Here is a 12,621-nt window from a genome sequence, read left to right as displayed (position 1 = left end):
CTTTGAGACGCCTCTGCTCCACGACCCGGGGACCTCACCGAGGCCTCGAGGGAAGGACGGTCGACGACGATGTCTGCCACCGAGAACGGGCCGGAAGAACCAGCCCCCTACGGCACCGGATCCGCGCCCAAGCCGGCTTCGGGCCGGAAGGTCCGCGTCCACCACCTGCGCGAGCTCAAGGAACGCGGCGAGCCGTGGCCCATGCTCACCGCGTACGACATGTACACCGCCGCGCTCTTCGACGAAGCCGGGATCCCCGTGCTGCTCGTCGGCGACTCCGCGGCCAACAACGTCTTCGGCTACGACACGTCGCTGCCGGTGACGGTCGACGAGCTGCTGCCGCTGGTCCGGGCGGTCACCCGGTCGGTCAAGCGGGCCCTCGTGGTCGCCGACCTGCCGTTCGGCTCCTACCAGCTCTCGCCGCAGCAGGCGCTCGAGACGTCGGTGCGGTTCATGAAGGAGGGCCGCGCGCACGCCGTGAAGCTCGAAGGCGGGCGGCGGTTCGCCGCGCACGTCGAGGCGCTGACGTCGGCGGGCGTGCCGGTGATGGGTCACATCGGGTTCACCCCGCAGAGTGAGCACAACCTCGGCGGCTACCGAGTGCAGGGGCGCGGCGAAGCGGCGGACGTGCTGCTCGCCGACGCGCTGGCGCTGCAGGAGGCCGGGGCGTTCGCGGTGGTGATGGAGATGGTGCCCGCCGAAGCCGCGAAGCGCGTCACGGCGGAGCTGAAGATCCCGACGGTCGGCATCGGCGCCGGCCCGGACTGCGATGCGCAGGTGCTCGTCTGGCAGGACATGGCCGGGCTGCGGCGCGGCAAGACACCGCGGTTCGTCAAGCGCTACGCCGACGTCGCGACGGTGCTCCAGGACGCTGCCACGGCGTTCGCGGAGGACGTCCGGCGGGGCGAGTTCCCGGCGCCGGAGCACACTTTCCACGACTAACCCCCTCGTCACCGGCGCTTGAAACGTTCTTCGAGCGCCGGGTCGTTCTCCCACCACAGCCCTGATGTCGATGCGGCGCCCGAAGCGGCTTCTTCGTCCAGCTGGACGTCGATCTGCTTCGCGCGCCGCTCGTCGTCGCGGGCCCAGCGGATGAACAGCGCCACCACGAACGGCAGGCCGGCGACGTCGCCGCCGATCCACAGCACGCCCGCGCCGATGATCTGGTCGGTGCGGGGATCCGGGCCCCGGCCCGGGTGCGCGGCCGCGTAGTGCACCGGCGCCAGCAGCGGGCCGAGCCACAGGACCAGGCCGAGCGCGCCGTCGAAGATCACCTCGGTGAACGCGATCCACACCGACACCAGGTGCGGGTCGCGCCGCGGCGTCGGGTCGAGCCCGAGCCGGGTCCAGAAGTACGTGAAGCCGGACAGGACGAGCGCGAGCCGGACCAGGCCGTCGGCCACCGGCGAGCGCAGCGTGAGGTCGTAGAGCGGGGTCAGGTAGAGCACCAGCACCGGCGCGACCAGGGTGAGCGTGACGACCGGTGGGAACGTCAGCGCCCGGGCCACCTGGCCGCGGCCGTGGCGCCGCAGCCAGGTCGCGGGCCGCGTGTCCAGCAGGAGGCGGATCGGGGCGCCGAGGGCGAGCAGCAGCGGCGTGATCATCAGCAGCGTGACCGTCTGGACCGCGCGGACCCAGAAGAACGTCGTGTCGTAGCCGGCCAGCGGCGAGCACGTGACGACCACGATCGTCGCGAGCCCGGCGAGGAACGCGGCCGTCCGGCCCGGCGGCCACTCGCGGTGGCGGGCCGCGCGGACGTAGAGCGTGCCCAGGACGAGCACGCACACGACGGCCGGGACGTCGAACGTCAGCGGCACGTCAGACCGCGAAGAAAATCAGGCTGCCGATTCCGGCGACCACGCAGTAAATGGCGAAGGGGGTCAGAGTGCGCTTTTCGAAGTAACCGGTGAGGAACCGGACAGAAATGTACGAAGCGACCCCGGCGATGACGCTGCCGACGAGCGCCGGCCCGAGCGAAGCGTGGTTCTCCGGGGCGAACAGCGTCGGCATCTTCAGCACGCCCGCGGCGAGGATGACCGGAGTGGCAAGGAGGAACGCGAAGCGCGCGGCGTCCTCGTGTCCGAGCCCGCGGCGCAGCCCGGCGACCATCGTGATGCCCGAGCGGCTGATGCCCGGCAGCAGCGCGAGGATCTGCGCGGCGCCGATCAGCACGGCCTCGCCGACCCCCAGCTTCGCCAGCCGGACATCGGTCTTCTCCTCGACCGTGACCGCCCGCATCACCAGCGTCTCCTCGGTCGAGAAGTCCACAGTGTCCGCTTCATCGGCAGGCTTCGCCCGCGAGAACTTCTCGGCGGCGTAAAGGACTCCGCCGTTGAGCGTGAGGAAGATGGCCGACGGGACCGGTTTCCCGAGGAAGTCGCGCAACACGCTTTCGAGCAGCAGGCCGGCCAGTCCGACCGGGATCGTGGCGAGCACGAGCAGCCACGCGAGCCGCTGATCGGGGGTGCGGACCTCGCGGTGGCGCAGCGACGTCCAGAGGCCGCCGATGATCCGCACCCAGTCCTTCCGGAAGAACAGCACGAGGGCCAGCGCGGTGGCGACGTGCATCGCGACGAGCACCGCCAGGTACGGCGAATCCTTGCCGATGCTCAGGTCCCGCTGCCACGACCCGCCGAGCCAGGCGGGCAGCAGGATGCTGTGGCCGAGACTGGACACCGGAAACAATTCCGACACCCCCTGCAAGGCGCCGACGACAATCGCCTCGAGATAGGTCACCGCGGACATTCCGAGCCTTTCCGTACCACTTTTCGAAACTCCGACACCGGAACGTACCGGCCCATTCGTTAACGCCGGGCAAGGGGCACGGCCGCACTCAGCGTCCTCTCAGCGCCTGTTCACGTACATGAACTTCAATCATGTCCTTGACTGACGTTCGGACCTTGGCTTAGCGTTTAGCCCGTCGCCGCCACGACGAAGATTCGAACCTCGACGAGGAGGACGGGAATGCGTGTGCGGCAACCGGCCGTCGTGACCACACCGACGGCGTCGTTCCTCCTCGCTCGGACGTCAGCCGCAGGACGTCCGAGCCCCACGGACGGGAGCCCGCTCAGCCCGGCGGCGGGGGCGGGCTCCCACCTTTCTTGGTCGTCGTCCCGGCCTCTGGCGGCGGGGTGTCGGGACGGCGGCCAGGACCCTCCGGCACAGTGTCGGGCATGGACGAGCTCTACCCGCCGATTCCCCCACGCGCCGAAGGGTTCCTGGACGTCGGCGACGGGCACCGGATCCGGTGCCAGGAGGCGGGGAACCCGGCCGGGAAGCCGGTCGTGGTCCTGCACGGCGGGCCCGGCAGCGGGATCGGGCCGATGGCACGGCGGCACTTCGACCCCGCGGCCTACCGGATCGTCCTGTTCGACCAGCGCGGCTCGGGACGGTCGACACCAGGCGCCCACGACCTCACCCACAACACCCTCTGGCACCTGGTCTCCGACATGGAAGCCCTGCGCGAACGGCTCGGCATCGAACGCTGGCAGCTCTTCGGCGGGTCCTGGGGCACGACCCTCGCGCTCGCGTACGCGCAGACGCACCCTTCTCGCGTCAGCGAAATCATCCTGCGGGGCGTCTTCACCGTGCGGCAAAGCGAACTGGACTGGATCTACCGGGGCGGCGCCGCGAACCTGTTCCCGCGCGAGTGGGAGGCTTTCCTCGCCCCGATCCCGGCATCTCTGCGGGACGACCCCCTCGCCGCGTACGTCTCGCTGCTCGACGATCCTTCCGAAGAGGTCCGGCACCGGGCAGCGGTCGCGTGGAGCACCTGGGAAGGCGCGACGGTTTCCGTGCAGCCGCAGGAGGCCTTCGTCCGCCAGTACGCGGATCCGGTGTTCGCGCTGACGTTCGCGCGGCTCGCGGTCCACTACTTCCGCCACGGCGCGTGGCTCGAGGAGGGCCAGCTGATCCGGGACGCGGGCCGGCTCGCCGGCATCCCCGGCGTGATCGTGCAGGGCCGCTACGACGCGGTGTGCCCGCCGACCACGGCGTACGAGCTCCATCGGGCGTGGCCGGGGTCCAGGCTGAAGCTGCTGGAAGGCGCCGGGCACGCCGTGACGGACCCGGGCGTGCTGGCCGCCGTGCGCGCGGCGACCGACTCATTCCGCCAGTAGCACCGCGAACACCTTCCGGAGCTTGGCTTCGAGGACGGCTTCGTCGGCGCGGGCGAGCTCGGTGCTGCCGATGAGCGTGCGCATCACCCAGAAGCCGGCGATCACCGCGAGCGCCAGCGCCGGGCCCTCGGTGTGCTTCTTGGCCGGGAGAACGTCGATCAGGTGCTTCTCGACGTGCCGCTCGATGCCCGCGCGCAGGATCTCCGCGGCACGCGGGTTGGGCGCCGAGCGCAGCATCAGCAGGAACGGGTCGAGCCGCCCGGCGTCCGGGGCGGTCCGGCGCACGAGCGCGGCCGCGATGTCCGCGGCGAGCGTCGCCGGGTCGTCGGTGAGCACCGTGCGCTCGGCCATCGCCGCCTCGACGACTTCGGCGAAGAGGCCTTCCTTCGAGCCGAAGTAGCGGTTGACGAGCATCGCCGTGACCCCGGCGGACTCGGCGATCTCGCGCACGCCGACGGCGTCGTACCCGGCCCGGGTGAAGGCTTCGAGCGCGGAGTCCAGGATCGCTTCCCTGGTCGCGGCGGCGTTGCGGGGTCTCATGTATACGAGTGTAGACTTGAGTCAAGTCTACAGCTGTATACTTCTTGGGAAGGTACTTCATGGATCTCGAACTCGCTGGTAAACGGGCTCTTGTCACCGGCTCCAGCGCCGGTCTCGGCGAGGCGATCGCGCGGCTGCTGGCCGCGGAAGGCGCTTCGGTGGTGGTGCACGGCCGGGACGTCTCCCGGGCTTCGCGGGTCGCCTCGTCGATCGGCGCGGCCGGGGTGGCGATCGGCGACTTGTCGACCGACTCGGGCGCGGACGCCGTGGCCTCGGCGGCCGGCGACGTCGACATCCTGGTGAACAACGCGGGCTCGTACGACCACCTGGGGTGGGCCGAGGCGACGCCGGAGGTGTGGGCGTCGACGTACGAGGCGAACGTCGTCTCGGCGGTCCGGATGATCCACCGGTTCGTCCCAGGCATGCGGACGCGCGGCTGGGGCCGGGTGATCCAGATCGGCGGCGGGCTGGCGATCCAGCCGATGGCGATGCAACCGCACTACACGGCGACGCTCGCCGCGCGGCACAACCTCGCGGTGTCCCTGGCGCGGGACCTGGCCGGGACGGGCGTGACGTCGAACGTGGTGTCCCCGGGGGCGATCCTGGTGGACTCGGTGCGCGAGTTGCTGACGTCGATCGCGCCCGAGCACGGGTGGGGCACGTCGTGGGAGGAGATCGAGCACCGGGCGGCGCAGGAGCTGGTGCCGAACGACGTGGGCCGGCTGGGCCGCCCCGAGGAGATCGCGGCGGCGGTGGGCTACCTGGTCAGCCCGGCAGCGGCCTACGTCAGCGGCGCGACGATCCGCGTCGACGGTGGCACGATCCGATCAGTGCACTAGAGCCGTCCGCCGGACGCCGTGTCGCCCGACAACCGCTGCGCCAGGTACACCGGCACCGTCGACACCACGATCAGCACCGCCGCCACCACGTTCACGATCGGTGCCTGGTTCGGCCGGAACAGGTTGTTGTAGATCCAGATCGGCAGCGTTTCCATGCCCGTGCCCAAGGTGAACGTCGTCACGATGATCTCGTCGAACGACAGCGCGAACGCCAGCAGCCCGCCCGCCAGCAAGGCCGAGCGCAGCATCGGGAAGGTCACCAGCCGGAACGTCGTGAAACCCGTCGCGCCCAGGTCCATCGACGCTTCTTCCAGGTTTCCGCCCATCCGGCGCAGCCGCGCGACGACGTTGTTGAACACCACCACGATGCAGAACGTCGCGTGCGCGATGATCGCCGTCAGCAGGCCGAGGTCGATGCCGAGGATCGTGCGGAACGCGTTGTTCAGCGCGATGCCCGTCACGATCCCCGGCAGCGCGATCGGCAGGATGATCAGCAGCGACACCGGGTTGCGCCCGAAGAACCGGTAGCGCTGCAAGGCGAACGCCGCCATCGTGCCCAGCACCAGCGCGATCGCCGTCGCCGCCAGACCCGCCTCGACGCTCGTCCACAACGCGTTCAACGCGCCTTCGTTCGACGAAGCACGGCTCCACCATTCCAGCGTGAACCGGGTCGGCGGGAAGCCGAACGTCGTGTCCGCGTTGAAGGAGTTGAGCAGCACCACCAGCAGCGGGAAGTAGATCACCGCCAGGCCGAGCCCCAGCGCCGTCCACAGCACCACCCGGGAGGTACGCATCGAGGCTCCTAGAGGTTGTCCAGCGCGCCGGTGCGGCGCACCGCGGCCAAGTAGACGAGCATGATCACGACCGGCACCGTCGCCACCGTCGCCGCGAACGGCAGGTTGTTCGCCGCGCCGATGTTGTCGTAGACGACGTTGCCGAGCATCTGGGACGTGCCGCCGACGATCTTCACCGCGATGTAGTCGCCCAGCGACAGCGAGAACGTGAAGATCGAACCGGCCACGATCGCCGGGAACGTCAGCGGCAGGATCACCGAGCGGAACGTCCTCAGCGAACGAGCGCCGAGGTCACCCGAAGCGTCCACAAGGGAGTCCGGCAGCCGGTCGAGTCCCGCGTAGATCGGCAGGATCATGTACGGCAGCCACAGGTACGACAGCGTGATGATCGTGGCCGTGACGCCGTAACCGGGCGAGAGCCGGCTCAGGGCGCCGTTGCCGGACAGCATCGAGCGCCACGCGTACGCCTTCACCAGGTAGCTCGCCCACAACGGCGTCATCACCGCGATCACCAGGATCCGCTGCGCCCGCGGCGAAGCCAGCTTGGCCATCGCGAACGCCATCGGGAACGCGATGACGGCGTCGATCACCGTGACCAGCGCCGCGATCCCGACCGTGCGGAAGGTGATCGTGCGGTAGACCGCGTCGCTGAAGAGCGTCTTGAAGTTGTCCAGCGACCACTCGATGGCGACCTGGCCGGTGAACGCGTCCGTGTGCCAGAACGCCGTGACGAACAGCGCGGCGAGCGCGCCCAGGTAGGCCAGGCCGAGCCAGAGCAGCGGGGCCGAGAGCAGGAAACCCAGGCGCAGCTTCGGTTTCCGGTAGAAGAAGGCCGAGAGCGCGGTCATGTCAGCCCTTGATCTCGGTCCAGGCCTTCGTCCACTCGCCGTAGTCCTTGCACTTGACGTCCGTGCGGCCGTCGAGGCACTGCGGGATCGGCGTGGTCCAGTAGGCGATCTTCGACGCGTAAGCCGCGTCGCTGGCGTGGTAGGTGTCGCAGAGCGTCTTGTCCGTCATCTCCGCACACGCCTTCGTGTTCGCCGGCGCCTCGCCGAAGTACTCGGCGACCTGGGCGTTGACCTTCGGGCTGATGATGTAGTCGAGCCACTTGTACGCGCACGTCTTGTGCGCCGACTTCGCCGCGACCATCCAGGTGTCCGACCACCCGGTCGCGCCCTCGCTGGGCACCGTGGCCTCCAGCGGCGCGCCCTCGCCCTTGGTCAGGTTGACCGTGACCTGCCAGGCGGTGCCGACGACGGCGTCGGCGTTCTTCAGCGCCTGCGACTCCTTGAGGTAGTCCGACCAGTACTCGGACACGAGCGGCCGCTGCTGCTTGAGCAGGTTGACGGCGGCGGTGAACTGCTTGTCGTCGAGGGCGTACGGGTTCTTGATGCCGAGGTCCGGCTGGTGCGCCATCAGGTACAGCGCGGCGTCGGCGAGGTAGATCGGCGAGTCGTAGGCGATGACCTTGCCCTTGTAGGGCGAGTTGGCGTCGAACAGCACCGACCACGACGTCGGCGCCGGCGTCACCTTGTCCGTGCGCCAGGTCAGCAGGTTCGCGCCCCAGCCGTGCGGGACGCCGTAGGAGACGCCGCCGACGCTGTTCCACGACTTGTCCTTGAGGAACGGCTGGACGTCGGCGTAGTTCGGCACGAGCGCGGTGTTCACCGGCTCGACGTCCCCGGAGGCGACCAGCCGCAGCGACGCGTCACCCGAGGCGGACACGACGTCGTACTGCCCGGTCTTCATCAGCGTCACGGCCTCGTCCGACGTGCCGAACGGCTTGACGTTCACCTTGCAGCCGGTCTGCTGTTCGAACGGCGTGACCCAGTTGACCTTCGGGTCGTTGGAGCCGTTCTCCGCGTATCCCGGCCAGGCCAGCACGTTCAGCTGGCCCTCCGGCTGCCCGAGCGCCTTCAGCGCTTCCAGCTTCGGCGGGGTGAAGCCCTGCGCGCCCGGCGGCGCGGCGGAGTTCGTGCCGGACGTGCCACATGCAGCCAACAGCAGGCTGGCGCCGAAAACTCCGGCAAGCCGCGTCTTCCTGTTCTTCATGGCGAACCCTTCACTGACCGGGAACCTGGAAACTGTGTTCGTGGCGCCAGCTGAGCCGGACGCGACCGTCCGCGAAGGCGCCATCGGTGTTCTGCCGGACGACCGAAAGCCGCCCGCCGGCGTCGAGCGCGACGGCGTACCGCACGGTCGCCCCGGCGTACACGACGTCGGTGACCGTGCCGGTCGCGCTGGTCTCCCCCGCGGCGGCGGGCTCGGACAGCTCGCCGTCGATGCGGATCTTCTCCGGCCGGATGCTGAACAGCCCCGGCCGGCCGATCACGGACTCGGCGCCGCGCCCGCCCAGCAGGTTCGACGTGCCGACGAACCCGGCGACGAACGCGCTGGCGGGGCGTTCGTAGACCTCTTCCGGCGGCCCGACCTGCTCGATCTTGCCGTCGTGGAACACCGCGATGCGGTCGCTCATGGTGAGGGCTTCGTCCTGGTCGTGGGTGACGAAGACGAACGTGATGCCGACGTCGCGCTGGATCTGCTTGAGCTCGAGCTGCATCGCCTGCCGCAGCTTGAGGTCCAGCGCGCCGAGCGGTTCGTCGAGCAGCAGCACCTTGGGCCGGTTGACCAGCGCGCGGGCGAGCGCGACGCGCTGGCGCTGGCCGCCGGACAGCTGCGCCGGCTTGCGGGGGCCGTAGTCGTCCAATCGCACGGTCTTCAACGCCTCGAGCGCGCGCTCCCGGCGTTGCCGCTTCGGGACGCGCTTGACGCGCAGGCCGTATTCGACGTTCTGCTGCACGGACATGTGCGGGAACAGCGCGTAGTCCTGGAACACCGTGTTGACGTCACGCTCGAACGGCGGGAGATGACCCACGTCGCGGCCGTCGAGCTCGATCGTCCCCTCGGTGGGCAGCTCGAAGCCGGCGATCAACCGCAGCACCGTCGTCTTGCCGGAGCCGGACGGGCCGAGCATCGAGAAGAACTCGCCGGGCGGGATGTCGAGGTCGACGCCGTCGACCGCGTGGACGTCGCCGAAGTGCTTTCGCAGTCCGGAAAGCCGGATCGCGGGCCCCTCGGTTTCGGTCGGCGGCGCGGCGTCCTCCCGCGTCTCGGCAGGTGCTTGGTTGGGCATCGCGACCCTCACAGTGCGCTCATCACGTGCTTGACGCGGGTGTAGTCCTCCAGCCCGTACAGCGAGAGGTCCTTGCCGTAGCCGGACTTCTTGAAGCCGCCGTGGGGCATCTCGGCGACCAGCGGGATGTGGGTGTTGATCCAGACGCAGCCGAAGTCGAGCTTCGCGGCCAGGCGCATCGCGCGCTGGTGGTCACGGGTCCAGACCGAAGACGCGAGGGCGTACTGGACGCCGTTCGCGGACTTCAGGGCCTCGGCCTCGTCTTCGAAGCGCTGCACGGTGATGACGGGACCGAAGATCTCGTTCTGGCTCATCTCGTCGTCCTGCTCGAGGCCGGAGACGACGGTGGCCTCGTAGAAGTAGCCCTCGTCGCCCACCCGGTGCCCTCCACAGTGGACAGTCGCGTGCTCCGGCAACCGGTCGATGAACCCGGCCACCTTCTCCAGCTGCGCCGCGTTGTTGAGCGGGCCGTACGCTACGTCTTCGTCGTCCGGCTTGCCGGTCTTGGTTCCTTCGGCCTGCCGGGAAAGCGCCGCGACGAAGGTGTCGTGCACCTCGTCGGCGACCAGCACGCGGGTGGCGGCCGTGCAGTCCTGGCCTGCGTTGAAGTAACCCGCGACGGCGATCGCTTCGGCGGCGGCTTCGAGGTCGGCGTCGCCGAAGACGATGGCCGGCGCCTTGCCGCCCAGCTCCAGGTGCACGCGCTTGACGTCGTCGGCGGCGGACTTCGCGACCTCGATGCCCGCGCGGACCGAGCCGGTGATCGACACCATCGCCGGGATGTCGTGCTCGACCAGCGCGCGGCCGGTGTCACGGTCGCCGCAGACGACGTTGAACACGCCGGGCGGCAGGAACTCGCCCGCGATCTCGGCGAGCAGCAGCGAGGACGCCGGGGTGGTGTCGGACGGCTTGAGCACGACCGTGTTGCCCGCGGCGAGCGCGGGCGCGATCTTCCAGATGGCCATCAGCAGCGGGTAGTTCCACGGCGTGACCTGCGCGCAGACGCCGATGGGCTCGCGGCGGACGAAGGAGGTGTGGCCTTCCAGGTACTCGCCGGCCGAACGGCCTTCCAGCACGCGCGCGGCGCCGGCGAAGAAGCGGATCTGGTCGAGGACCATCGGCATCTCTTCGGCCATCGTCAGCGCGATCGGCTTGCCGGTGTTCGCCGACTCGACGCGGACGACCTCGTCGGCCCGGGCTTCGAGCGCGTCGGCGAGCTTGAGCAGCGCGAGCTGGCGCTGGGCCGGGGTCGTCGCCCGCCAGGTCTCGAACGCGGTCGCGGCGACCTTCAGCGCGTTGTCGACGTCCTCGGGCCCGGCGATCGGCGCGGTGCAGTAGGCGCGCCCGGTGACCGGGTCGACGATCTCCGCCGTCCGGCCCGACTTGGACTCGACGTACGCGCCGCCGACGTAGTGCTTCAGCTCCTGCGGCGGGGCGGGTGGGCAGGTAGACGACACGGTGGACTCCTCCAGCGATCGGGGCTAAAACATATAAGTCCATATGTAATAGGACAAGAGGATCAGGCAAGATTGGTGCGAACGGGTACTCGGGCGGACGAAGGGTCACGATGCGCAAGGGCATGTCGCACAGCGCGCGGTCCGCCATGTTCGCGCCGCTCGGCCAGGTGGGCCGGGCGGAAGCGGTGGCGGCGCGGCTGGTCGACGCGATCACGCTCGGCCTGCTCGCCGACGAAGAGCAGCTGCCCAGCGAAGCCGACCTGGCCGCGCAGTTCGGCGTCTCGACCGTGACGGTCCGGGAAGCGCTCGTGGCGGTGCGGCAGCAGGGGCTGGTCGAGACGCGGCGCGGGCGCAGCGGCGGCAGCTTCGTCCGCGCGCCGGCCAACCCGCCCCCGGACGAGTGGCGCTCGCGGCTGCGCGAGGTGTCGCTGTCGGATCTGCGCGACGTCGGTGACCACTACCTGGCGATCGCCGGGGCCGCCGCGAAGCTCGCCGCCGAGCGCAGCTCGCCCGAGGACGTCGCCCGGCTGCGACTGGCGACGGACGACCTCCGCACGGCGCACGGCATCGACTTCACGCGGGCCGAGCGGCAGTTCCACCTGGAGGTCGCGGCGGCGGCGCAGTCACCGAGGCTGACGCACGAAGAGCTCCACCTGCAGAGCGAGCGCGGCGGGCTGTTGTGGCTGCCGCTCGGGGCGCACCCCCACGAGGAGCACGCGGCGATCACCGCGGCGATCGCGTCCGCGGACGGCGAGCTGGCCCGCAAGCTCACCGAGGAACACATCCTCGGGGCGCTCGACCGGCTCGCGGACGTGCACCTGGACCTGCTCGCCCCGTAAACTCCGGCACACTCCGCGCATCGAGGTGAGCACCGTGAACGACACCCGCACGCTGACCGGCGACGAGGTCGTCGAGCAGGTCTCGGCGTTGGTGGAAGGGGTCTTCGAACGGCTGAAGCCCCTGCTGGCGGCGGCCGAGTCGGTGCTGGCGGACGCCCCGTCCGCGGCGGCGCTGCACCGGATCCGCCCGCAGGTCACCGAGGCCCTGGGCGGCCTGATCATCGGCGCGGGCTTCGTCGGCGCGCCGCACGTGCTGTCCGACTCGGAGTTCGGCTTCGAGTGGTGGACGGGCCCTGGTGACGAGCCGCCGTCCCAGCTGTTCATCAGCCTCGACCCGGCCGCGGAGAACTTCCTCGACTACACGCGCCAGTCGTGGTTCACGGTCCCCCGCGACACCGGGCGGCGGCACATCAACGGCCCGTACGTGGATTACCTGTGCACCGACGAGTACACGCTGACGTTCACGATCCCGGTGTTCTTGAGCGGCGCTTTCGCGGGCGTGGTCGGGGCGGACGTCTACGTGCGCGAGTTCGAGCGGGCGGTCCGGCCGCGGCTGCGGTCGTTGGGACGCGGCGCGGCGTTGCTGAACGCGCAGGGGCGGGTGATCGTGTCCAACAGCGTCCGGCAGCCGACGGGGTCGCTGGTGCGCGAGGCGGACGTCCCGGCGTGGTGGTCGGCGGGCGCGGAACCGAGCCCGGTGCTGCGCCGCTGCGGCGACTCGCCGATCGTGCTGGTCACCGGGACCTAGCGCCCCAATGTGGCCTTCGGTGCGTCTGACGCACCGAAGGGCCCCTTGGGTGCGTCAGACGCACCGAAGGCCACATTGGGGCGCTCGGGCCGGGCTAACTCGCTTCGGCGGGAGCCGTCCGAGTGGTCGACTTCCGTTGCAGCGCACGGGCGA

At 70.1% G+C, this 12,621-nt stretch carries 13 protein-coding genes; 5 read left to right on the top strand and 8 right to left on the bottom strand.

What is annotated here, in order from left to right:
• Positions 1 to 69: 69 nt before the first annotated feature.
• Positions 70 to 942: a 3-methyl-2-oxobutanoate hydroxymethyltransferase gene (panB, locus tag AB0N03_RS48655; RefSeq protein WP_364387695.1), complete on the top strand. Its 873-nt coding sequence runs from the start codon at positions 70 to 72 to the stop codon at positions 940 to 942.
• An 8-nt stretch (positions 943 to 950) separates the two neighbouring features.
• Here the strand turns inward: panB and AB0N03_RS48650 are convergent, their stop codons facing one another.
• Both AB0N03_RS48650 and AB0N03_RS48645 read right to left on the bottom strand, forming a co-directional pair.
• Positions 951 to 1,817 (bottom strand): cytochrome c oxidase assembly protein, encoded by an 867-nt coding sequence (locus AB0N03_RS48650; RefSeq protein ID WP_364387693.1) that lies wholly within the window; start codon positions 1,815 to 1,817, stop codon positions 951 to 953.
• Between the two features lies 1 nt (position 1,818).
• A complete protein-coding gene (locus AB0N03_RS48645) occupies positions 1,819 to 2,745 on the bottom strand; it encodes an undecaprenyl-diphosphate phosphatase (RefSeq protein ID WP_364387691.1) in 927 nt (308 codons plus the stop codon).
• A 428-nt stretch (positions 2,746 to 3,173) separates the two neighbouring features.
• Here AB0N03_RS48645 and pip point away from each other — a divergent pair, with 428 nt between their 5' ends.
• Positions 3,174 to 4,118 carry a prolyl aminopeptidase gene (pip, locus tag AB0N03_RS48640; protein WP_364387689.1) on the top strand — a complete coding sequence of 315 codons (945 nt, stop codon included), beginning with the start codon at positions 3,174 to 3,176 and terminating at the stop codon, positions 4,116 to 4,118.
• Here the strand turns inward: pip and AB0N03_RS48635 are convergent.
• Positions 4,104 to 4,658 carry a TetR family transcriptional regulator gene (locus AB0N03_RS48635; protein WP_364387687.1) on the bottom strand — a complete coding sequence of 185 codons (555 nt, stop codon included), beginning with the start codon at positions 4,656 to 4,658 and terminating at the stop codon, positions 4,104 to 4,106. The genes pip and AB0N03_RS48635 overlap by 15 nt on opposite strands.
• A 59-nt stretch (positions 4,659 to 4,717) precedes the next feature.
• On the opposite strand from AB0N03_RS48635, the gene AB0N03_RS48630 reads away from it, so the two are divergent.
• Positions 4,718 to 5,497, top strand: coding sequence for an SDR family NAD(P)-dependent oxidoreductase (locus AB0N03_RS48630; RefSeq protein WP_364387685.1), 780 nt, complete (start codon positions 4,718 to 4,720; stop codon positions 5,495 to 5,497).
• Here AB0N03_RS48630 and AB0N03_RS48625 read toward each other — a convergent pair.
• The 5 genes from AB0N03_RS48625 to AB0N03_RS48605 are packed head-to-tail and all read right to left on the bottom strand — an operon-like array spanning position 5,494 to position 10,881.
• Positions 5,494 to 6,291: an ABC transporter permease gene (locus AB0N03_RS48625; protein ID WP_364387683.1), complete on the bottom strand. Its 798-nt coding sequence runs from the start codon at positions 6,289 to 6,291 to the stop codon at positions 5,494 to 5,496. The two genes, AB0N03_RS48630 and AB0N03_RS48625, sit on opposite strands and share 4 nt — an antisense overlap.
• Before the next feature lie 8 nt (positions 6,292 to 6,299).
• Positions 6,300 to 7,139, bottom strand: a complete 840-nt coding sequence (locus AB0N03_RS48620) for an ABC transporter permease (RefSeq protein WP_364387681.1) — start codon at positions 7,137 to 7,139, stop codon at positions 6,300 to 6,302.
• 1 nt (position 7,140) lies between these two features.
• Positions 7,141 to 8,343, bottom strand: a complete 1,203-nt coding sequence (locus AB0N03_RS48615; RefSeq protein ID WP_364387679.1) for an ABC transporter substrate-binding protein — start codon at positions 8,341 to 8,343, stop codon at positions 7,141 to 7,143.
• Between the two features lie 10 nt (positions 8,344 to 8,353).
• Positions 8,354 to 9,424 (bottom strand): ABC transporter ATP-binding protein, encoded by a 1,071-nt coding sequence (locus AB0N03_RS48610; RefSeq protein ID WP_364387677.1) that lies wholly within the window; start codon positions 9,422 to 9,424, stop codon positions 8,354 to 8,356.
• 8 nt (positions 9,425 to 9,432) lie between these two features.
• Positions 9,433 to 10,881 carry a gamma-aminobutyraldehyde dehydrogenase gene (locus AB0N03_RS48605; protein ID WP_364387675.1) on the bottom strand — a complete coding sequence of 483 codons (1,449 nt, stop codon included), beginning with the start codon at positions 10,879 to 10,881 and terminating at the stop codon, positions 9,433 to 9,435.
• Between the two features lie 110 nt (positions 10,882 to 10,991).
• Here AB0N03_RS48605 and AB0N03_RS48600 point away from each other — a divergent pair, with 110 nt between their 5' ends.
• Entirely contained in the window at positions 10,992 to 11,720 is a 729-nt protein-coding gene (locus tag AB0N03_RS48600; RefSeq protein WP_364387673.1) for an FCD domain-containing protein, read from the top strand.
• A gap of 34 nt (positions 11,721 to 11,754) precedes the next feature.
• Complete coding sequence (locus tag AB0N03_RS48595) at positions 11,755 to 12,468, top strand: cache domain-containing protein (protein ID WP_364387671.1); 714 nt, start codon at positions 11,755 to 11,757, stop codon at positions 12,466 to 12,468.
• Positions 12,469 to 12,621: the final 153 nt, after the last annotated feature.

It is taken from the genome of Amycolatopsis sp. NPDC051061 (genome assembly GCF_040682935.1).
Taxonomy (GTDB): Bacteria; Actinomycetota; Actinomycetes; order Mycobacteriales; family Pseudonocardiaceae; genus Amycolatopsis.
This window is presented reverse-complemented; position numbering and strand designations above follow the sequence as displayed.

Excerpts from the sequence above, each read along its gene's own strand:
- panB (WP_364387695.1), top strand. The coding sequence starts at position 70 with ATGTCTGCCACCGAGAACGGGCCGGAAGAACCAGCCCCCTACGGCACC.
- AB0N03_RS48645 (WP_364387691.1), bottom strand. The coding sequence starts at position 2,745 with ATGTCCGCGGTGACCTATCTCGAGGCGATTGTCGTCGGCGCCTTGCAG.
- pip (WP_364387689.1), top strand. The coding sequence starts at position 3,174 with ATGGACGAGCTCTACCCGCCGATTCCCCCACGCGCCGAAGGGTTCCTG.
- AB0N03_RS48635 (WP_364387687.1), bottom strand. The coding sequence starts at position 4,658 with ATGAGACCCCGCAACGCCGCCGCGACCAGGGAAGCGATCCTGGACTCC.
- AB0N03_RS48630 (WP_364387685.1), top strand. The coding sequence starts at position 4,718 with ATGGATCTCGAACTCGCTGGTAAACGGGCTCTTGTCACCGGCTCCAGC.
- AB0N03_RS48625 (WP_364387683.1), bottom strand. The coding sequence starts at position 6,291 with ATGCGTACCTCCCGGGTGGTGCTGTGGACGGCGCTGGGGCTCGGCCTG.
- AB0N03_RS48620 (WP_364387681.1), bottom strand. The coding sequence starts at position 7,139 with ATGACCGCGCTCTCGGCCTTCTTCTACCGGAAACCGAAGCTGCGCCTG.
- AB0N03_RS48615 (WP_364387679.1), bottom strand. The coding sequence starts at position 8,343 with ATGAAGAACAGGAAGACGCGGCTTGCCGGAGTTTTCGGCGCCAGCCTG.
- AB0N03_RS48610 (WP_364387677.1), bottom strand. The coding sequence starts at position 9,424 with ATGCCCAACCAAGCACCTGCCGAGACGCGGGAGGACGCCGCGCCGCCG.
- AB0N03_RS48600 (WP_364387673.1), top strand. The coding sequence starts at position 10,992 with ATGCGCAAGGGCATGTCGCACAGCGCGCGGTCCGCCATGTTCGCGCCG.